Below are 19,753 nucleotides of genomic sequence, written 5' to 3'. Positions count from 1 at the left end.
TGTTCTCCTCGAATGACAAATTAGAACAGGTTCTAGTCACGATAACAGCCGGATGGTGTTTGCTTTGGTAGGTTCGCGGTTCGAGAGACTGCACATCAGACGCACGTTCTCGCAGGCAAAGGGGTTGGTATGTCGTCAGACAGCGCTGGCCCCTGGGTACCGCCCAACATCGATCCGGCGGCGACCCCCGACGGCACGGTCGACCCGGAGTGGCGACCCGTCGGGCCGACCGCCTTCACCGGGCCCGACGACGAACCCGTCGCCCACATCCCGTCGCTCCCCGGGGTCGACCTGCCGACCCGGCTGCCGGAGCCCCAGCCCGAGGTCACCGGCGGCCTCGACGCCCACAAACCGGGCGTGGCCCCGCTGCGTCCGCTCGGCTTCCTCGACATCATCAGCGGATCGGTGGGTGTCATCCGCGGCAACCTCGGCATCGTCGCCGTCGTCTGGGCCTGCGTCTGGATCCCGGTCGTCGCGGTCGTCGTGGCCGGGCTGATCGCCGACGCGGAGCTGGGCCGCATCCTGGTGATGGTCGCGGCGCTGGTGGTGCCGGTCGTCGTCACCGGCATGCTCGCCGCGCCGATGACCGCGACCGCGGTGGGTCGGCCCCTGTCGTTTCGCGAGTCGGCGGCGGTACTGCGGTCGCGGATGCTTCCGCGCCTCACCGTCGACCTGACCGCCCTGGCCGTGTTGGCCGCGCCGGCGATCGTGGTGGGGCTGCTCATCTCCGGCATCACGAGGACGGCGACAGCGGTCATCATCGCCGTCGTCGCGCTGCCGGTGTTCTACGCGGTCCCGCTCGCCCTGTACCTCCTGCTATCGTCGCCGATCCTGATGGCCCAGACCGTCGTCGCCGTCGAGGGTGCCCCGCTGGGCGCGTCGATCCGGCGGGCACTCGTCCTGACCGGGCGCGGACTCGTGCACCAACTGGTGCCGATCGGGTTGGCGGCGGTGATGTTCAGTGCCGTGGGTAGCGCGGTTCTCGGGTTCAGTCGCCTCTTCGGGCTGGGCGGCACGCCGATGATCTCGATGTTGGTGGCCGCGGCGGTACTATCGCCGGTGGTCGCGGGATTCGCCGCGTTGGCGTACGTCGACGCGCGCATCCGGCAGGAGGGGCTCGACGTGGAGTTGTTGGCGGGGGACGACGCCCGATGATCACCTACCTCGGCCTGGAGCCCGACAACGACACCGCGCGCCAATGGCTGCGCGACGAGTTGTCCAAGCCGCGCTACTCACCGGAACCGACCAAGGCGCCGAAGTCGACCCACAACGAGCCAGGCTTTCTCGACCGCCTGGGCAAATGGATCGCCGACCTGTTCAACAGCGACCTCTCCAAGATCCTCGGCCTGATTCTGCTGGTCCTGTTGATCGCGGGGGCGGTCTACGTGGTCTACCGCGTCCGGCGCGAGACCCGGAGCTCCGGCGCCAACGCCGAGGCGCCCGAACCGGGCGCCGTGCTCGGCGGAGTAACCGGTACCGCCGATCAGTTCCGCGAGTCGGCGCAGGCCGCGCTGGCCGCCGGCGACTTCGACGCTGCGGTGCTCGCGGCCATGCGTGCCATAGCGCAAACGGCGTCGGATCGGACGCTGCTGCTCGGTGCGCGCTCGGCCACCGCTCACGACATCGGCCGCCGGCTGCGCCACGTCTTCCCCGCCCACTACCCGTCGCTCTACCGCGCCGCCGACGTCTTCGACGCCGTCGCCTATGGCGGGCGGCACACCGACGCGGCGTCCGCCTCGGCGCTGGTAGCCCTCGACACCGAGCTGCGCGAGGCCAAACCGAGCGGATACGTCGACGACGAGGTCGCCGAGATGTCGTTGCCCCTGCTCCCCCCGGTGAGCCGATGAGCGCCCCGGCCGTGGTACCCCCACCCGCACCGGCCGCCGGCGATGGCGCACCGGAGAAGAAGCGTCACACCGGGACCTGGGTCGCGGTGCTGGGTGTGGTCGCCGTCGGCCTCATTGCGGCGTTGGTCCTCGGCGTCCTGATCGTCGCCGGGACCAGCGACAAGAAGCCCGCGGAGAACGAGGTCCCCGGCGATCCAGGAAACTCACGATCCGACGGCACTGCCGCGCTGGTCGAGACTCTCAAGTCGCACGGTGTTCCCGTGCGGGTGGCCCGTGCGCAAAGCGAGGTGCAAGGCTGGCGCGACGCCTCGTCGTCGACGGTGGTCGTCATCTCCCGGGCCACTGGCGCGTCGGTGAGCAGTTCGCGCGTGGTGGCGTCCAAGGCGCGCAACGCGCGACGCATCGTGCTGCTCGACCCGCGTCCCGAGGTGCTCAGCGCGTGGGGTATCTCGATCGACCGCACCGAGCTGTACGGCGACGCAGTGAATCCGGTCGCCGACTGCTCGGCGGCGGGTATTGCACCGACCGATACCGCCGCTGTGCCGTCGACGGCGTTCACCGCCTCCTCTTACGACCGGGCGACGGTGTGCTTCCGCACCGCCAAGAACTCGGCCTTCGGTGCCACACTCGTGTTCCCCGCGTCGTATAACCGGCCCGAAATCGTTGTCACCCAACAGGACTGGTTCACCAACGGCTCGATCCTCAACCGGGACCAGGCCGGTATCGGGGTGCGGATGATCGGCACCGGTACCGAGGTGGCGTGGTTCGCGCCCGACTACAGCGACCTGCAGCACGACAACCCGGCCGCCCCGCCGTCGCAGAAGAAGGCGGGGCCGGACGTGCCGCGCTGGGTGTGGCCGATGATCGGCTTGGGCTTCTTCGTGCTCATCGCGATGATGCTGTGGCGCGGCCGCCGCTTCGGCGCCCTCGTCGCCGAGCCGCTGCCCGCCGTCGTCAAGGCCACCGAGACCACCGAGGCGCGCGGTCGGCTGTACCACTCCGCCGCCGACGCCCAACGCGCCGCGCAGCAGCTGCGCGAGTACGCCTTGCGGACGATGCCGCGCCGGCTCGGCGTCTCCCGCCACGCGCCCGTCGACGACGTGATCGCCGCCGTCTGCCGCGCCACCGGCCGCGACCACGCCGCCGTGACCGCACTCCTGGCCGGACCGCTGCCCGTCGACACCGACGACCTCGTCCGGTTCGCCACCGACCTGTCCACCCTCGAAGAGGAAGTCCGACCCGTACTATGACGACACCATCCGCAGGCCACATCGACTCCGACCGGGCCCGCGCCGCACTGTCCGCGGTGCGCGGCGAGGTAGCCAAAACCGTTGTCGGCCAAGACTCCGCCGTCGCCGGCATCCTCATCGCCCTGCTGTGCCGCGGCCACATCCTCCTCGAAGGCGTGCCCGGCGTCGCCAAGACGCTGCTGGTCCGCTCGGTGGCCGCAGCGCTCGACGTCGACACCAAGCGCGTCCAGTTCACCCCCGACCTCATGCCCGGCGACGTGACCGGGTCGCTGGTGTTCGACAGCGCCACCTCGGAGTTCACCTTCCGCGAGGGGCCGGTGTTCACCAACCTCCTCCTCGCCGACGAGATCAACCGGACGCCGCCGAAGACGCAGGCGTCGCTGCTCGAGGCGATGGAGGAGCACCAGGTCTCGATCGACGGCGAGCCGCACCCGCTGCCGTCGCCGTTCGTCGTCGCCGCCACCCAGAACCCGGTCGAGTACGAGGGCACCTACCCGTTGCCGGAGGCCCAGCTGGACCGCTTCCTGCTGAAGGTGACGTTGCCGCTGCCGCCGCGCGAGGACGAGATCGCGATCCTGTCCCGTCACGCCGGCGGTTTCGACCCGCGCAACCTCGCCGGTGCCGGGATCACCCCGGTGGCCTCCCCTGCCGACATCGCGGCCGGCGTCGCCGCGGTGCGCCAGGTGTCGGTGGCCCCGGCGGTCCTCGGCTACATCGTCGACATCGCGCGGGCCACCCGGATGTCGCCGTCGCTCTCGTTGGGCGTGAGCCCCCGCGGCGCCACCGCGCTGCTGGCCACCAGCCGGGCGTGGGCCTGGTTGTCCGGCCGCGACTTCGTCACCCCCGACGACGTGAAGGCCCTCGCCCAGTCGACGCTGGCGCACCGCCTCGGGATGCGCCCGGAGGCCGAGCTCGAGGGCGTGTCGGTCTCGGCGGTGCTCGACGCCGCGATCAACTCCGTGCCCGTGCCCCGCTGATGTTCGTCACCGGCCGCTTCGCCCTCCTCGTCGCCCTCGGCGCCATTCCGGTGCTGATCTGGCCGAACGGGTGGACGGTGATGGCCTGGGTGGCGATCGTGTTCACCGTCATGCTGGTGGACCTGATGGTCGCCGGCCCGACGTCGGCGCTCACCGTGACCCGGTCGAAGACCGCGCCGATCCGCCTCGGCGAGCACACCACCACCCGGCTGTCGGTCGTCAACACCTCCCGACGCCGCTACCGCGGCCGGATCCGCGACGCGTGGCAGCCGTCGGCCGGCGCGGGCGCGCCGGAGAACCCGGAGCGCCGCCTCGCGCGCGACCCCGGCTTCTTCGCCGATCTGGCCGATCGGTGGGAGGACTTCCGGGTCAAGCTCAGCGGGGACCCGGCCCCGCCCGGGCCGCTGGCCAACCGGCAGGACCTGAACGTGGCGCCCGGGGAACGGCAATTCTTCGAGGTCGGGTTGCGCCCCACCCGGCGCGGCGACCGCCTGGCCATCCGGATCACCCTGCGGCGCAGGGGGCCGCTCGGACTGGCCGGCCGCCAGCGCTCGCTGTTCCTCCCCGGTTCGGTGCGCGCGCTCCCGGCCTTCGACTCGCGCAAGCACCTGCCGTCGCGGCTCGCCTCGCTACGACAGTTGGACGGGCGCTCGGCGGTCCGCACCCGCGGTCAGGGCACCGAGTTCGACTCGCTGCGCGATTACGTCGAGGGCGACGACGTGCGGTCCATCGACTGGCGGGCCACCGCCCGTCGTCGCTCCACCGTGGTGCGCACGTGGCAGCCCGAGCGCGACCGGCACGTCGTGCTCGTGCTCGACACCTCGCGGACCTCGGCCGGCCGTATCGGCGACCAGCCGCGTCTGGACGCCGCGATGGACGCGGCACTGCTGCTGGCGGCGCTCGCGTCGCACGCCGGCGACCGTATCGACTTCATCGCCGGTGACCGGGTCATCCACAAGAAGGTCCGCGCCACCCGCCGGGTGAACCTGCTCAACGAGATGGTGACGGCGATGGCGCCGCTGGAATCGGTTCTGCTGGAAGCAGATTGGGGTCTGCTCGGCGCCGAGGTGTCGCGCACCGTCGGCCAGCGCGCCCTGGTGGTCCTGTTGACGCCGTTGGAGCCGTCGGCCATCGCCGAGTCGTTGCTGCCGACGCTGGCCGTGTTGGCGCAGCGCTACCAGGTGGTCATCGCCTCGGTCTCCGATCCCGCTCTCGAGGAGATGCTGGACGACCGAAGCGATGCCGTGTCGGCCTATCGTGCCGCCGCCTCGGCACGCACGCTGACCCAGCGCGAGGAGACCGCCGCGGTTCTGGCCCGACTCGGGGTGACCGTCATCGACCGCGGCCCCGAGGACCTGCCGCCCGCGCTCGCCGACCACTACCTGTCGCTGAAGTCGCGCGGGTTGCTCTAACCCGCGATCCGTCGAGTGGGCCCTCAATCTCGTCGACTGGGCCCTCAATCTCGTCGAGTGGGCCCTCAATCTCGTCGAGTGGGCCCTCAGGCCGCGACGGGTGCTTCGGTCCCGCGGTCCGATTGGTCTTCCAGGTCGCCGGTGGCACCGTCGAGGAAGGCCTTGCGGCCCAAGACGAAGACGTAGGCGAGGAAGCCGAGCCAGGCGGCCAGGCCGATCCCGACGCGGGCGAAGGTCGGCAACGGCGACGGTGTCACAAACGCCTCGATCACCCCGCAGATCAGCAGCAGCCCGACCAGTCCGATCCCGACGGAGATGACCGTGCGGCCCTCCTCGGCGAGGGCGCGACCACGGCTGCGGTGGCCGGGCGCCACCCAGGTCCAGAACAGTTTCAGACCCATCCCGGAGGCGACGAACAGGCAGGTCAGCTCGAGCATGCCGTGCGGGAGGATGAGGCCGAAGAAGACGTCGGCCTTGCCGTTGCCGATCATCAGCGCAGCGATCTGCGCGACCGACAACACGTTCTCGTACAAGACCCACACGACGGGGAAGAAGAACACGCCGAAGGCGATCGCCAACAGGGCCAGCCGGAAGTTGTTGGTCCACACGTTGAAGGCGAAATACTGCGCCTGGTGGGAGGAGTAGTAGTCGGCGAAGCTGCTGTCGACGTACTTCTGGCCGTAACGGTTGTTGAGCCAGGTCATGGTGTTCGGGTGGTTCAGGCTCCACACGACGACGACGGTCATCGCCACCACCGATCCGATCAGAATCGGCACCCACCACCACCGCAGCCGATACAACCCGGCGGGCAGGGTGCGCGTCAGGTAGGTGGCGACGACCGCCCACGACAACGGCCGCGACCCGGTGGCGCGGAACCGGGCCCGCGCGACGAGCGTCGACAGGTACTCGACCGTCTGCGCGTCTGGGGAGGTCGACCGAATGACCGAGAGGTGGGTCGCGGCGCGCTGATACAGGTCCAGGAGCTCGTCGGACTCCGCCCCGGTCAGGTTGCGGGTTCGCACGAGGTCATCGAGGCGATTCCATTCGGCGCGGTGCGCATCCAGATAGGCATCCAAGTCCACCCGTCACACCCTAGTCAGCCGAGGCCATCGGTGTCGTCCGGACGAATCGTCGCTTAGAGTCGTGGTCATGTCCCACCCCGTGCCCGCTCGGTACCCGGCACCGGCCCCGCGCCCGCCGATGCGGCCCCTGCCGCCGCCGGTCGCCCCGTCGCACAGCGGTACCCGCGGCGTCGGCCGCGACGATTTCGTGTCCGGCGAGGCGGTCGCGCTCGACCTCCCGTCGGCCAACATCGGGCTGCGCGTCCTGTCCGGCGTGCTGGACGTCATGGTCGGCTGGGCACTGTTCGTGCTCGGGCTGATCGGGTTTTCCAAGCTGTTGGAGAAGGTGAAGCTCGACGAGGCGCTGGCCAACGGGCTGTTCACGTCGTGGTTCGTGCTGGTGCTGATCGCCCTGCCCTTCGTCGTCGAGACGGCGACGCGAGGCAAATCGCTCGGTCACCTCGCCCTCGGATTGCGGACGGTCAACGACGACGCCGGGCTCATCACCGCCCGCCAGGCCTTCGCCCGCGCGCTGGTCGGCGTGGTCGAGTTGTACCTCTTGTTCGGGATCCCGGCCCTGATCACCGCGGCGGTCAGCTCGAAGGGCAAGCGTCTGGGCGACCTGATCGCGGGTACCTATGTGATCCGGGACCGGCGGGCCGCGCCGCCCGCGCGCCACGTCGCGATGCCGCCGACCCTGTCCGAGTGGGCGGCGACGGCGGACCTGGCGCCGATGCCGGCGAATCTGTCCAACGGCATCCGAGGGTTTCTCGACCGCTACGCAAGCTTCACGCCGCAGGCCCAGGCCGTCACCGGCCAGCAGCTGATGGCGCGGGCCCTCGGCTACGTGTCACCGGCCCCGCCGTCGACGGCGTCGCCGCTGGAGGTGCTCGCGGCGATCTCCGCCGAGCGCTACCAGCGCGACGCCAAGCGCATCGCGCGCAACCAGAAGCTTCAGGAAGCGTTGTTCAGTTCGGCGCGGTAGCGCCTATTTGAGGTCGGCGCTGGACTTGCCCAGGATCCGCCGCGAGATGATCAGCTGCTGGATCTGCTGGGTGCCCTCGAAGATGTCGAGGATCTTCGCGTCGCGCGCCCACTTCTCCAACAGCAGGGTCTCGGAGAAGCCCGCGGTGGCCCCGACCTCGACGGCCTTGTTGGTGATGTCGGTGACGGTGCGCCCGGCCTTGGCCTTGGACATCGACGCTTCGACCGAGTTCGGCTCGCGGTTGTCCATCATCCACGCTGCACGCAGGGTGAGCAGCCAGCTGGCCTCCCAGTCCGACTCCAGGCGGATGAACTCGGCGACCGCGGCGTGCTGGGCGGCGGCGGGCTTGTCGTAGTCGACCTCGTGCCCGGCCTCCTCGAGCAGACGCCGCATCTCCTCCAGCGCGGCGCGGCCCAGGCCGACGGCCATCGCGGCGACGACGGGCCGCGTGTTGTCGAAGGTCTGCATGACCCCGCCGAAGCCCTTCTTGGTGTCGATCTCCGGCGAGCCCAGCAGGTTCTCCTTGGGCACCCGGGCATTCTCGAAGACGACGACGGCGGTGTCGGAGGCCTTGATGCCCAGTTTGTGTTCGAGGCGGGCGACGGTGACGCCCGGGGTGTCCATCGGCACGACGAAGGACTTGATCGCGGCGCGCCCGATTGAGCGGTCCAGCGTGGCCCACACGACAACGTGACTGGCGCGCGAACCCGACGTCACGAAGATCTTCTCGCCGTTGATGACGTAGTCGTCCCCGTCGAGGGTCGCGGTCGTCGACACGGCCGCGGAGTCGGAGCCGAAGCTCGGCTCGGTGATGGCCATGGCGGCCCAGACGTCGCCGAAGCGCTCGAGCTGCTCGGGGTTGGCAACCGCGGCGATCGCGGCGTTGCCCAGCCCGCGGCCCGGGATGGAGAGCATCAGGCCGACGTCGCCCCAGCTCATCTCGGCGGCCGACAACACGCCGCGCATGTTGGTGCTGTTCACGGTGTCGCCCGCGGCGGGCTTCTCGCCGGCCTCGGCCTTGTCGCGCTCGGCGGCCTGCTTGGCGAGCTTGGCGAAGTCGTCGAGTTCCGTCGGGTACTCGTGCTCGGCCTTGTCGTACTTTCGGGAGATGGGGCGGAAGATGTGCTCGGCCGCGAGGTGGGCCTGCTCGACCGTGGAGTTCAGCTTCTCCGGGAGCTCGGTGTTGATAGCCATGCCGACACCTTACTCGGCGGTAAGGTTGTCCGTCCAGTGGGCTCCCGCTCCCGCATTCGGATCCCGCGTACCCGGCCGGGGGAGCGGGACCCGGACGGGGGAGCGGGATCAGGCGGCAACCAGGTTGACGTGCTGCAGCCACGGCCGCAGCACGTCCAGCATCTCGCCGCGCTGCAGCATCGGCCACGTCCAGCGGACGACCATGAACCCGATCGCCCGCAGTTCGTCCTCGCGGGACTTCTCGCGCAGGACCGCGGCGTTGATGGACTCGCCGGGTCGGCGGTAACGCCCGTACTTCACCGCGCCGTCAAATTCGCCGATCAGTTTGTCGCCCCAGCAGAAGTCGCAGCGGTAGCGGCCGGCCCGGCAGCGGAACTCGCGTTGGAGGGTGGGGGCCGGGAATCCGGCGTCGATCATCTGGGCTCGACTCCACGACTCGCCCACGCTTTCCGACCGGCCGTCGGCCAGAGGGAGCGCGCGCCGGGCCGATCGCGCGCCGACCCGGCGCCGCGAGAGGGCCGCGGCCATCGGTTCCAGGTCGGCACCGGCGCGCAACGCCCCGTCGAACGCGGTGAGCGCCTGGGCGAAGTTGCCGTCGCCGGCGACGTCGACGGCGGTACGCGAGAGCGACGTGACGGAGACGCCGTCGACGACGGTCACCTCGTCGTCGGACAGCGGCGCGGCGTGGATGTGGCGCAATCTCGTCGTCTTTCCGCCAGCAGCCTTCCCATTGGTGAGGTGCACGCGGGTGCGGGTCGGTGCGAGGAGCGGGAGCCGGTGGACCGCGGCGGCAGAGACGTGGCTAGACGGCAATGATCCGCCGATCTCGGCGGTGGCCACCGCGAGCGAGCGCAGCCGGTACAGCCGATCCGACCCCGCGGGGCCGTCGAACTGGTCGTCGGATTCGACGTAGACCCCCGGGGTCAACCGCAAGAGCGAGCCGGACTTCACCCCCGCGCGCAGGTCGTCGTCGGTGAGGTCGGCCGCCAGCGCTGCCGAGCGTCGGATCAATCCGTGCCGGTCACACGGGAACTGGGTCATGCCTACTTAGACGCGGCCAGCCCCGCGAACGGTTCCCCGCGCCCGCCCCGCTCCCCGCCGCGCGCCCGCCCCGCGCCCGGGCCCGCCGCCCGTCCCGCGCCCCCGCCATGGTCCCGCGCCTCCGGCCGGGGGAGCGGGACCATGATGGGGGAGCGGGAGGTCAGTCGAGTGCGCCGCTGAACTGGCTTTGGTGCAGGCGGAAGTAGGCGCCGCGGGCGTCGAGCAACTCCTCGTGCGTGCCCTGCTCGACGATGCGGCCCTGCTCCATCACGACGATGGTGTCCGCGTCGCGGATCGTCGAGAGCCGGTGGGCGATCACGAAAGACGTGCGGTCGGTGCGCAGCGCGGCCATCGCCTGCTGGATCAACAGCTCGGTACGGGTGTCGACGGAACTGGTCGCCTCGTCGAGGATCAGGATCGTCGGCTTTGCCAGGAAGGCCCGGGCGATGGTGATCAACTGGCGCTCGCCGGCGCTGACGCCGCCGCCCTCCTCGTCGATGACGGTGTCATAGCCGTCGGGCAGGGTGCGCACGAAGTGGTCGACGTGGCTCGCCTTGGCAGCCTCGATGACTTCCTCGCGGCTGGCCGAGGGGTTGCCATAGGCGATGTTGTCGTAGATCGTCCCGCCGAACAGCCACGAATCCTGCAACACCATGCCGGTGCGCGAACGCAGGTCTCGCCGCGTCATCGCGCGGGTCTCGACGTCGTCCAGGGTGATCGCGCCGGAGTCGATGTCGTAGAACCGCATGATGAGGTTCACCAGCGTCGTCTTGCCGGCACCGGTCGGTCCGACGATCGCGACGAGGTGGCCCGGCTCGGCCACCAATGACAACTCCTCGATCAGCGGGGCGTCGGGAAGGTAGCGGAACGACACGTCGTCAAAGGCGATGCGGCCGGTGTCCGCGGCCGGGGATTGTGGCTCGAGCGGATCGGGGGTCTCCTCGGTGGCGTCGAGGATGTCGAAGATCCGCTCCGCCGACGCGACGCCCGACTGCATCAGGTTGAACATCGAACCGATCTGCGTGAGCGGCTGGGTGAACTGGCGCGAGTACTGGATGAACGCCTGCACCTCGCCCAGGCTCAGCGACCCCGACGCCACCCGCAGCCCGCCGACCACCGCGACGACGACGTAGTTCACGTTCCCCAGGAACATGATCGTCGGCATGATGATCCCGGAGATGAACTGCGCCCGCCAACTGGAGTCGTAGAGCTTCTCGTTGCGGTCATCGAACGAATCCATCACCTGCTGCTGCCGGCCGAAGACGGTGACCAACTCGTGGCCGGTGAACGCCTCTTCGATCTGCGCGTTGAGGGTGCCCGTCGACGCCCACTGGCGGCCGAAATGCGGTTTGGAGCGCTTGGCGATCATCGCCGTGGCGACACCGGCGGCCGGGATCGTCAGCAGCGCGATGACCGAGAGCAGCGGCGAGATCCAGACCATCATGATCAAGATCCCGATCACCATCAGCACCGAGTTCAGGAACTGCATGATGGTCTGCTGCAACGTCTGCGACAGGTTGTCCAGGTCGTTGGTGACGCGGCTCAACAGATCGCCGCGCTGGGCCTCGTCGTAGTACCGCAGCGGCAGGCGGTGGACCTTCTCCTCGACCTGCGCGCGCAGCCGGGCGATCGTTCCGACGACGACGATGTTCAGCAGGTAGGCCGCCAACCAGCCGAGCAGGCTGGCCGCGACGTACAGGCCCAGCACGACCGCCAGCACGCGGGCCACCGCGGAGAAATCCACGCCGACGCCCGGCGTGAGGTCCATCGACGCGACCATGTCGGCGAACGTCCCCTGGCCCCGCTCGCGCAGCCCCGCGACCGCCTGCTCTTTGGTGATCCCGGCCGGCATCCGCGAACCGATGATGCCGTTGAAGATCAGGTCGGTGGCATGGCCGAGGATCCGCGGGGCGATCGAGGTGACGACGACGGAGCCGACGATCGAGCCGACGACCACCACCATCATCACCCGGTACTGCGCCAACAGCCGGATGAGCCGCTTGATGGACGGGCCGAAGGAACGCGCCTTGTCCTCCGGGCTCGGTGCGCCCGGCATGCCACCACCGCGCGGTCCCGTCATGACTCACCCCCGCTCCCGGCGCCGTGCCGATTCGGCCCGCTCGCCGCGCTCCCGGCGCCGTGCCGATTCGGCCCGCTCGCTGCGCTCCCGGCGCCGTGTTGATTCGGCCCGCTCGCTGCGCTCCCGGCGCCGTGTTGATTCGGCCCGCTCGCTGCGCTCCCGGCGCCGGCAAGCTGCGATTCGGCGATCTCCGCATATGTCTCGCATGTCTCGAGGAGATCGGCGTGGCGACCGCGCCCGACGACCCGACCGCGGTTGAGGACGATGATCTGGTCGGCGTTGGCGATCGTCGAAATCCGTTGCGCCACAATGATCACCGTCGAATCGCGGGTGGCCGGCGCGAGCGCGGCGCGCAGCCGGGCGTCAGTGGCAACGTCGAGGGCGGAGAACGCGTCGTCGAACAGGTACACCGAGGGTCGTCGGACGAGGGCCCGGGCGATGGCCAACCGTTGGCGCTGTCCGCCCGAGACGGTGGTGCCGCCCTGCGCGATCGCGGTGTCCAGCCCGTCGGGCATCGCGGTGACGAAGTCCTCGGCCTGCGCGATCCGCAGTGCCTCCCAGAGTTCCTCGTCGGTGGCGTCGGCCTTGCCGTAGCGCAGATTCGACGCGACCGTTCCGGAGAACAGGTAGGGCCGCTGCGGGACGACGCCGATGACCGAACGCAGCGCGTCCGGGTCGAGGTCGGCCACCGAGGTACCACCGACGGTGACCCGCCCGGCCGTCGTGTCGATCAGTCGCGGCACCAGCGACAGCAGCGTCGACTTGCCCGACCCGGTCGACCCGACGATGGCGGTGGTGGTCCCGGGCAGACATTCGAAGGCAAGGTCGGCCAGCACCGGCTCGTCGGCACCTGGATAGGCGAAGGTTGCGGAGTCGAAGGCCACCGCCGCGGGGTCGCCGGCGAAACCGACTGGCGCCGTGGGCGGTTCGACGCTGGTCTGGGTCTCGAGGACCTCCATGATCCGCTCCGCGCAGACCGCCGCCCGGGGCGCCATCATCGCCAGGAAAGACGCCATCATGACGGCCATCAGGATCTGCATGACGTAGCTCATCAGGGCGGAGAGGGCACCGATCTCCATCCGGCCGTCGACGATCTGGTGGCCGCCGACCCAGATGATCGCCACCATCGTGATGTTGGTGATCCCCATGACCACCGGGAACATCAGGGCGAAGACCCGGCCCACGCGCAGCGATGCGTCGGCGAGATGGTCGTTGGCGACGCCGAACCGGGCGACCTCTTCGGGCTCCCGGACAAACGCCCGCACCACACGGATTCCGGTGATCTGTTCGCGCAACACCCGATTCACCGCGTCGATGCGCTCCTGCATGGCCCGGAACCCGGGGATCATCCGGCTGATCGCGACCACCATGAACAAGCCGAGCATGGGGACGGCGACCGCCAGCACCCACCACATCCCGGGGGCGACGGTCAGGCCCATGATGATGCCGCCGACACACATGATGGGCGCCATGATCACGATGCTGACGCTCATCACGGTCAACATCTGGACCTGCTGGACGTCGTTGGTGGTCCGGGTGATCAGCGACGGTGCGCCGAACGTGCCCATCTCGCGTTGGGAGAAGGAACTGACCCGGTGGGCGAGGTCGTGGCGGATGTCGCGCCCGGCGCCCATCGCCGCGCGGGCGCCGAAGTAGATCGCGACGACGCTGGAGGCGACCTGGGCCAGCGTCACCGCGAGCATGACCCCGCCGATGCGCAGGATGTAGTCGGTGTCGCCGCGGGCCACGCCGCGGTCGATGATGTCGGCGTTGAGCGTCGGCAGGTAGAGCATGGCCGCCGTCGCAATCAGCTGCAGCACCACCACCAGGACTAGTTCGCGCTTGTAGCGCGACAGGTAGATGCGCAAAAGCCGGGTCAGCACCCCGCCGACGCTACTGGGCGCCGACGGCTCGTGCCACCGAATTGCCGCCGGCCCGAAGCGGCGATTCGCCCATTCCGCCCAACACGGAAACGGGTGGACGGTCAGGCCAGGCGCACCGCGGCTTCGGGGGTGTAGACGAGGAAGGTGAACGACTCGATGAAGTACAGGTTGACGACGTCGGCGTTGTGCGAGTCATAGCCGATCGAGACATCCTGCCCGATGGTCAACTCGAAGTCGCCGCCGCGCTGGGAGACGACGTAGGCACCGGTGAGGGCGGGTGCCCACACGATGTCGCCCTCGACGAGTTGGCGCTGCAGGTGCTCGCGCACCGGGTAGCCGTGATCGGTGGTCTCGGCGATCGCGTTGTACAGCGGGGCGGAAACCGCCACCGAGTACGGGTGGTCCACCGACTCCATCTTTAGCGCCGACAGTGCCGCGGCCAGTGCCTCGGGGTAGTCGGACACCTCGTCGGGCAGCTTCACCGGGCCGAGGGCGTTCTTGCCGAGCCCGTCGATCCCGGCGGCCTCGAAGCCCTCGAAGATCGCGCGGTCCTCGGCCAGGGCGAGGTCGCGGGCGGCGTCGCGGACCGGGTCCCAATCGGAGTCCTTGGCGCCGCGGTCGACGTTGTCGATGGACTCGCGGGTCACGGTGAACGGCACCCGCAATTCGACGAGGGACTGCGAGTCGCGCAGCGCGGCCTCGATCCCGTCTCCGGGTGAATCGATCTTGCGGGCCCGGCCGGTGCCCACCGACGCGACGTCCAGACCCAGCGGGCCGACGACGTCGACGAGGCGCCGCCCGGCGCTGTTGCGTTTGAAGGAGCGCGACGCCTCGGTCTCGATCTCCTCCCACGCCGCTGCCGAGATGGGTGCGAGTTCGCGATGCAGGTTGTTCATGGTGTCCTCCTGTGCGGGTGGGATGAGGTGGTCTAGCGCAAGGATCCGATGCCGAGCGAGCCGTCGGCCCGCGGTGCCGGCGTCTCGTCGGCGGGTGGGGCTGCGACGGCCGCCGGTGCGGGCGGCGGGTCGTCGAGGAAGTCGATCGGCGGGGCGAAGTACTGGCTGCCGGTCACCGCGGTGGTGAAGTCCAGCAGTCGGTCGGTGTTTCCGGGTGGGTCGCCGAGGAACATGTTCTCCAGCATCCGCTCGGTGGTGGTCGGCGACGAGGAGTAGGCGATGAACAGGGTGCCGCGCTCCCCCTCGGCGCTGCCGTAGGGCATGTTGTCGCGCAAGATGTCCAGCTCGTTGCCGTCGTCGTCGGTGATGACGTTCAGCGCGATGTGCGAGTTCGACGGCTTGGTCTCGTCGTCCATCTCGATGTTGTCGATCTTGGTGCGGCCGATGGCCGCCTCCTGGTCCTCGGTGGTCAACGCGGTCCACGCGGACAGGTCGTGGACGTAGCGCTGCACCGCGACGTAGCTGCCGCCCTGCAGCGTCGGGTCGTCGTCGACGACCGTGATCGCATCAATCGCCCCCTGGCCGGTGGGGTTCTCGGTGCCGTCGACGAAGCCGATCAGGTCGCGCAGGTCGAAGTACCGGAAGCCGTGCGTCTCGTCGACGACGGTGACGTCGGCGCCGAAATCGTCGACGATCTTCGTCGCCACCTCATAGCAGAGCCCGGCGGTGTCGGCCTTGAGGTGTATGAGCAGATCACCGGGGGTCGAGGGCGCGGTGTGCGGTCCGGCGAGCTCGATGAACGGGTGCAGCTCCGCCGGGCGGGGCCCGGTGAAGAGGCGGTCCCACGCCGCCGACCCGATGCCGAGGATGCCGGTGAGGTTGGCCTCGGGCGCGCGCGAGGAGACCGAGCGGACGGTGCCGGAGAAGCCGGACACGACGTCGCGGACCCGGTCGATGTCGGCGTCCTCGGCCAGGGTCAGCACCAGGAAGTAGGCGTACGGGTGCTTGCGGGTGATGATGATCTGCGGCGCGGCCACAGTTCTAAGGCTAGAGGAACCGGCGGTGCGGTGCCGCCCGCATCGCCAGAGGCGGGACTTGGGTCCGTGCGGTGGATGTGTCGGCCCGCGGTGGGACGTGGTTGTCGGCGGTCACGACCTGTCGCCCGCGGCGATCTTGTCGCCGACGACGCGCTGCGCCTCGCGGATCCCTGCGGCATAGGTCGGGTCGGCGGCACCGTCGAGCGCGAAGTCGAACTCGCGGCTCGTCTGCAACCGGTCCGCGGCCTCGGCGAAACGGCCCTGGCGCCGGTACCCATCGGCGAGGTTGAGATGGAGCGACGGCAGGAACCCGGCCACCGACAGGGTCGGGTGGATGGCACGCAGCTCGTCGTCGTTGAGGTGTACGGCCTCGGCGAGCGCGAGTTCATCCCAGCCGACCTCGGCATCGATGTCGTCCGCGACGTCGGCCCGATAGTGGGCGACGATGCATCGCGCGGCATGGTCGTCGATCTCCGCCCACAACGCGTCCAGTTCCCGCTTGCGATCCATCGGCGCGGCGGTGAGTGCCGGCCCCAACTTGGCCATCAGGTCATACATGGGTCAGACCGTAGGCGCGAGGTCGGACAGTGGATCGGCCTCGCGCGGTCAGCCCCGCGCGGCGGCCCGACCGGCGGCCCGGCCGGAGAAGATGCACCCGCCGAGGAAGGTGCCCTCCAGCGCGTTGTAGCCGTGGACCCCGCCGCCGCCGAACCCGGCGACCTCACCCGCGGCGTACAGGCCGTCGACGGGCTGGCCGTCGGTGCCGATCACCTGCGAGTCCAGATTCGTCTGGATCCCGCCGAGGGTCTTGCGGGTGAGGATGTTGAGGCGCACCGCGATCATCGGACCGTGCTCGGGATCGGTCAGCTTGTGCGGCTTGGCGACGCGGACCACCTTGTCGCCCAGGTACTGGCGCGCGTTGGTCATCGCCATCAGCTGGGCGTCCTTGGAGTACTTGTTGTCGATCTGCGCGTCGCGCGCCGACACCACGCGCTCCACCTGCGTCAGGTCGAGCTTGGGGCCGCGGCTGATCTCGTTCATCTTCGCCACGAGGTCGGCCAGGTTCGACGCGGAGACGAAGTCTTCCCCGTTCTCGAGGAACTTGCGGATCGGACCGGGCACGCCCTTGGCGAGGCGGCTCTTGGCGGTGACCTTCCAGCTCTTCTCGGTGATATCGGGGTTCTGCTCGGAGCCCGACAGCGCGAACTCCTTCTCGATGATCGACTGGGTGAGGATGAACCACGAGTAGTCGTAGCCGGTGGCGAGGATCGCCTTCATCGTCGAGTTGGTGTCGAAGCCGGGGAAGTTCGGCGGGGCCAGGCGTTCGCCGTTGGCGTCGAGCCACAGCGACGACGGGCCGGGGATGATGCGGATCGCATGGTCGGGCCAGATGGGGTCCCAATCGTGGATGCCCTCGGTGTAGTGCCACATCCGGTCGCGGTTGACCAGGTTGGCCCCGGCGGACTCGGCGATGGCGAGCATCCGGCCGTCGACGTAGGCGGGCACGCCGCAGATCATGTGCTCAGGTATCGGGCCCAGGCGGTCGACGGGCCAGTTCTCCCGGACCAAGTCGTGGTTGTGACCGATGCCGCCGGTCGTGACGATGGTCGTGGGCGCGCGGAACTCGAAGTCGCCCACCACCTCTCGGGTGCTGGCGACGCCCCGCTCGGTGGTCGACGGCTCGAGGACCGAGCCGCGCACGCCGAGCACGTCCCCGTCGTCGACGATGAGCTCGTCCACGCGGTGCCGGAAGGCGAAGCTCACCAGGCCGCGGCGCTCGGCGTCGAGGACGGGCTCTGCGAAGATGCGCACGACCTCCGGGCCGGTGCCCCAGGTGAGGTGGAAGCGGGGCACGGAGTTGCCGTGACCGTCGGCGAACCCGCCGCCGCGCTCGGCCCACCCGACGATGGGGGTGATCCGCAGGCCAAGGGTGTGCAGGTAGTCGCGCTTCTCGGTGGACGCCCAGTGCACATAGGCCCGCGCCCATTGGCGGCCCCAGTAGTCCTCGTCGTCGCGGTCGAAGCCGGCCGATCCCATCCAGTCGCCCAGCGCCAGCTCCTCGGAATCGTGGATGCCCAGGCGCCGCTGCTCGGGGGTGTCGACCATGAACAGCCCGCCCAGCGACCAGAATGCTTGGCCGCCAAGGTTGTTGCGGTTCTCCTGGTCGACGACGAGAACCTTCTTGCCGGCTTTCGTCAGCTCATAGGTGGCGACGAGGCCGGAGAGGCCGGACCCGACGACGATGGCGTCGGCGGCAAACTCCTTTTGCGAACCCATGACCGTTGAGCCTAGTGGATCTGCCCGGATTCGCATCTCCCGTCGGGCATGCTGGGACGATGCGTCGTGTGCTGACCAGCGGCTGGCTGTGGTGGGCCGTGTGCCTGGTGGTCTTTCTCCTCGTCGTCGCGGTGTTCGTGCTGCACGTGACGCCGACGCCGGGGGCCCTGCTCACCCGCCGGGTGTTCGACCAGGGTTCGGCCCAGATGCGCGAGCGCAACGCCCGATTCGCCGCCCCCGACATCCGGGTCGAGCGCGACATCGCCTACCTGCCGGCATCGTCGCGGCCCGCCGGTGCGGCGCCGCGCGACACCATGCTCGACGTGTACTTCGCCCCCGGCCCGCCGTCGACGACGGGACGGCCGACGGTGGTGTGGATCCACGGCGGCGGTTGGGTGTCCGGGGACAAGTCCGACCCCGCGCACTACCTGAGCCGGATCGCCGCGCGCGGGGTGACGGTGGTGTCGCTGAACTACTCGTTGGCGCCCGAGCGCACCTATCCGCTGGCGATCGCCCAGTTCAACGAGGCGCTGCGGTTCCTCGTCGGCCACGCCGGCGACTACCGGATCGATGCGTCGAAGCTGGTGGTTGCCGGCGACTCGGCCGGGGCGAACCTGGCGTCGCAGCTCGCCGCGATGATCACCAATCCGGGCTTTGCGCGCGACGTCGGCATCCGCCCGGCGATCGGCCCCGAGCGGTTGCGCGGGGCCCTGCTGAACTGCGGGGTCTACGACGCGTATGCGCTGTTCCCGGCGGATCAGCCGGGCAGCGTGTTGGCACGGATCCTGGGTTGGGGGATCGACAACACGCTGTGGGCCTACACCGGCTCGCGGGCGGTGCCGTCGCCGGCGCTGGACCAGATGTCGACGATCCGCCACCTGACCCCGGCGTTTCCGCCGACGTGGATCGGAGCCGGCAATGCCGATCCGCTCACCGCGACGCAGAGTGTGCCGTTGGCGGCGAAGCTGCGCGCGGTCGGTGTCGAGGTGACGCCGTTGATCTTCGACGAGTCGACGCCCGAACGGCTCGGCCACGAGTTCCAATACGAACTCGGCACCGCCGCGGGCCGGGCGGCGTTGGAGTCTTCGGTCGAGTTCGTCCTGCGGGTGACGCGGTAGCGCGGTCAGTCGAGCAGGTCGCGGTATTCGTCGCGGAACTGCGGGGCGATGATCGCGCGCAGCGCCAGGGAGCGCTGGGCGGCGATGTAGCGGTCCAGCGTCAGGGTTCGCCCGAAGTACCAGTGCTTGAGTGCCCACGAGTGGGCGAGCAACAGCAGGTTGTAGGCGACCAGATCGGGCTCGTCGGTCAGCAGCCGCCCACTGGTCACGTCCTCCTGCACGGCGGTGCGCAACGGCTGGCTGGTCTCGATCTCGAGATGCTTGATCTGCTCGCGGCCCTCGCCGCTGAGCGCGTTGGACTCCCGATAGGTCAAGACGGCGGCGTGCCGGTAGCGGTCGATCACCCGGCAATAGGCCTCGAATGCGGCTGAGAGTCGTCGGACCGGGTCGTCGCCGGCCGCCGCCACCGCCTCGGGCACGTCGGCGGCGAAGGCGTGCAACACGTCGACGATGACCGCCAGCAACACCTCGTCCTTGCCGCCGAAGTAGCGGTAGATCAGGCCGACGCTGACACCCGCCTCGGCGGCGAGGGCCTGCATCGACACCGACTCGGACCCGCTGCGCTCCATCAGGCGCGCGGCCGCGTCGAGGATCTGTCGGGAGCGCACGGCCGCCCCCGCGGCCCGGGCGGCCTCGGTGGCGTCGGTCGTCGTATCGGCGTCGGTCGACATTCGCGCTGCTCCTCCCACTGAATT

General features: G+C 69.8%; 17 protein-coding genes. 7 read left to right on the top strand and 10 right to left on the bottom strand.

Annotated elements, in window-relative coordinates:
- The first annotated feature begins 129 nt into the window (after window positions 1-129).
- The 5 genes from nbrcactino_RS00835 to nbrcactino_RS00815 are packed head-to-tail and all read left to right on the top strand — an operon-like array spanning window position 130 to window position 5,486.
- Window positions 130-1,155 (top strand): hypothetical protein, encoded by a 1,026-nt coding sequence (locus nbrcactino_RS00835; RefSeq protein WP_161925642.1) that lies wholly within the window; start codon window positions 130-132, stop codon window positions 1,153-1,155.
- The gene (locus nbrcactino_RS00830) at window positions 1,152-1,847 is read left to right on the top strand and encodes a DUF4129 domain-containing protein (RefSeq protein ID WP_161925641.1); all 696 of its coding nucleotides are present in this window, start codon (window positions 1,152-1,154) and stop codon (window positions 1,845-1,847) included. The genes nbrcactino_RS00835 and nbrcactino_RS00830 overlap by 4 nt, the downstream gene beginning before the upstream one ends.
- Entirely contained in the window at window positions 1,844-3,097 is a 1,254-nt protein-coding gene (locus nbrcactino_RS00825; protein ID WP_161925640.1) for a DUF4350 domain-containing protein, read from the top strand. The genes nbrcactino_RS00830 and nbrcactino_RS00825 overlap by 4 nt, the downstream gene beginning before the upstream one ends.
- Window positions 3,094-4,074, top strand: coding sequence for an AAA family ATPase (locus nbrcactino_RS00820; protein ID WP_161925639.1), 981 nt, complete (start codon window positions 3,094-3,096; stop codon window positions 4,072-4,074). Before nbrcactino_RS00825 ends, nbrcactino_RS00820 begins: the two co-directional genes overlap by 4 nt.
- A complete protein-coding gene (locus tag nbrcactino_RS00815; RefSeq protein ID WP_161925638.1) occupies window positions 4,074-5,486 on the top strand; it encodes a DUF58 domain-containing protein in 1,413 nt (470 codons plus the stop codon). Before nbrcactino_RS00820 ends, nbrcactino_RS00815 begins: the two co-directional genes overlap by 1 nt.
- An 86-nt stretch (window positions 5,487-5,572) precedes the next feature.
- On the opposite strand, the gene nbrcactino_RS00810 is transcribed toward nbrcactino_RS00815, so the two are convergent.
- Window positions 5,573-6,568: a stage II sporulation protein M gene (locus nbrcactino_RS00810; RefSeq protein ID WP_161925637.1), complete on the bottom strand. Its 996-nt coding sequence runs from the start codon at window positions 6,566-6,568 to the stop codon at window positions 5,573-5,575.
- Window positions 6,569-6,635: 67 nt separating this feature from the next.
- On the opposite strand from nbrcactino_RS00810, the gene nbrcactino_RS00805 reads away from it, so the two are divergent.
- Window positions 6,636-7,532, top strand: coding sequence for an RDD family protein (locus nbrcactino_RS00805; RefSeq protein ID WP_228460596.1), 897 nt, complete (start codon window positions 6,636-6,638; stop codon window positions 7,530-7,532).
- Between the two features lie 3 nt (window positions 7,533-7,535).
- On the opposite strand, the gene nbrcactino_RS00800 is transcribed toward nbrcactino_RS00805, so the two are convergent.
- From nbrcactino_RS00800 to nbrcactino_RS00765, 8 genes are all read right to left on the bottom strand, one after another.
- On the bottom strand, window positions 7,536-8,726 hold the full coding sequence (locus nbrcactino_RS00800) for an acyl-CoA dehydrogenase family protein (protein WP_161925636.1): 1,191 nt from the start codon (window positions 8,724-8,726) through the stop codon (window positions 7,536-7,538).
- 108 nt (window positions 8,727-8,834) lie between these two features.
- A complete protein-coding gene (locus tag nbrcactino_RS00795) occupies window positions 8,835-9,767 on the bottom strand; it encodes a hypothetical protein (protein WP_161925635.1) in 933 nt (310 codons plus the stop codon).
- Between the two features lie 160 nt (window positions 9,768-9,927).
- Window positions 9,928-11,847, bottom strand: coding sequence for an ABC transporter ATP-binding protein (locus nbrcactino_RS00790; RefSeq protein ID WP_161925634.1), 1,920 nt, complete (start codon window positions 11,845-11,847; stop codon window positions 9,928-9,930).
- Window positions 11,844-13,730, bottom strand: a complete 1,887-nt coding sequence (locus nbrcactino_RS00785; protein WP_161925633.1) for an ABC transporter ATP-binding protein — start codon at window positions 13,728-13,730, stop codon at window positions 11,844-11,846. The genes nbrcactino_RS00790 and nbrcactino_RS00785 overlap by 4 nt, the downstream gene beginning before the upstream one ends.
- Before the next feature lie 101 nt (window positions 13,731-13,831).
- Window positions 13,832-14,626 (bottom strand): family 1 encapsulin nanocompartment shell protein, encoded by a 795-nt coding sequence (locus nbrcactino_RS00780; protein WP_161925632.1) that lies wholly within the window; start codon window positions 14,624-14,626, stop codon window positions 13,832-13,834.
- A gap of 32 nt (window positions 14,627-14,658) precedes the next feature.
- Window positions 14,659-15,663: a Dyp-type peroxidase gene (locus nbrcactino_RS00775; protein ID WP_161925631.1), complete on the bottom strand. Its 1,005-nt coding sequence runs from the start codon at window positions 15,661-15,663 to the stop codon at window positions 14,659-14,661.
- Window positions 15,664-15,774: 111 nt separating this feature from the next.
- Window positions 15,775-16,221, bottom strand: coding sequence for a hypothetical protein (locus nbrcactino_RS00770; RefSeq protein WP_228460595.1), 447 nt, complete (start codon window positions 16,219-16,221; stop codon window positions 15,775-15,777).
- A 48-nt stretch (window positions 16,222-16,269) separates the two neighbouring features.
- On the bottom strand, window positions 16,270-17,940 hold the full coding sequence (locus tag nbrcactino_RS00765) for an FAD-binding dehydrogenase (protein WP_161925630.1): 1,671 nt from the start codon (window positions 17,938-17,940) through the stop codon (window positions 16,270-16,272).
- 59 nt (window positions 17,941-17,999) lie between these two features.
- Here nbrcactino_RS00765 and nbrcactino_RS00760 point away from each other — a divergent pair, with 59 nt between their 5' ends.
- Complete coding sequence (locus nbrcactino_RS00760) at window positions 18,000-19,058, top strand: alpha/beta hydrolase (protein ID WP_161925629.1); 1,059 nt, start codon at window positions 18,000-18,002, stop codon at window positions 19,056-19,058.
- 5 nt (window positions 19,059-19,063) lie between these two features.
- Here the strand turns inward: nbrcactino_RS00760 and nbrcactino_RS00755 are convergent, their stop codons facing one another.
- The gene (locus tag nbrcactino_RS00755; RefSeq protein ID WP_161925628.1) at window positions 19,064-19,729 is read right to left on the bottom strand and encodes a TetR/AcrR family transcriptional regulator; all 666 of its coding nucleotides are present in this window, start codon (window positions 19,727-19,729) and stop codon (window positions 19,064-19,066) included.
- Window positions 19,730-19,753: the final 24 nt, after the last annotated feature.

The organism is Gordonia crocea, from assembly GCF_009932435.1.
GTDB classification, from domain to species: domain Bacteria; phylum Actinomycetota; class Actinomycetes; order Mycobacteriales; family Mycobacteriaceae; genus Gordonia; species Gordonia crocea.
Note: the sequence above shows the minus strand (reverse complement) of the source record. Positions and strands in the feature narration are given on the sequence as shown.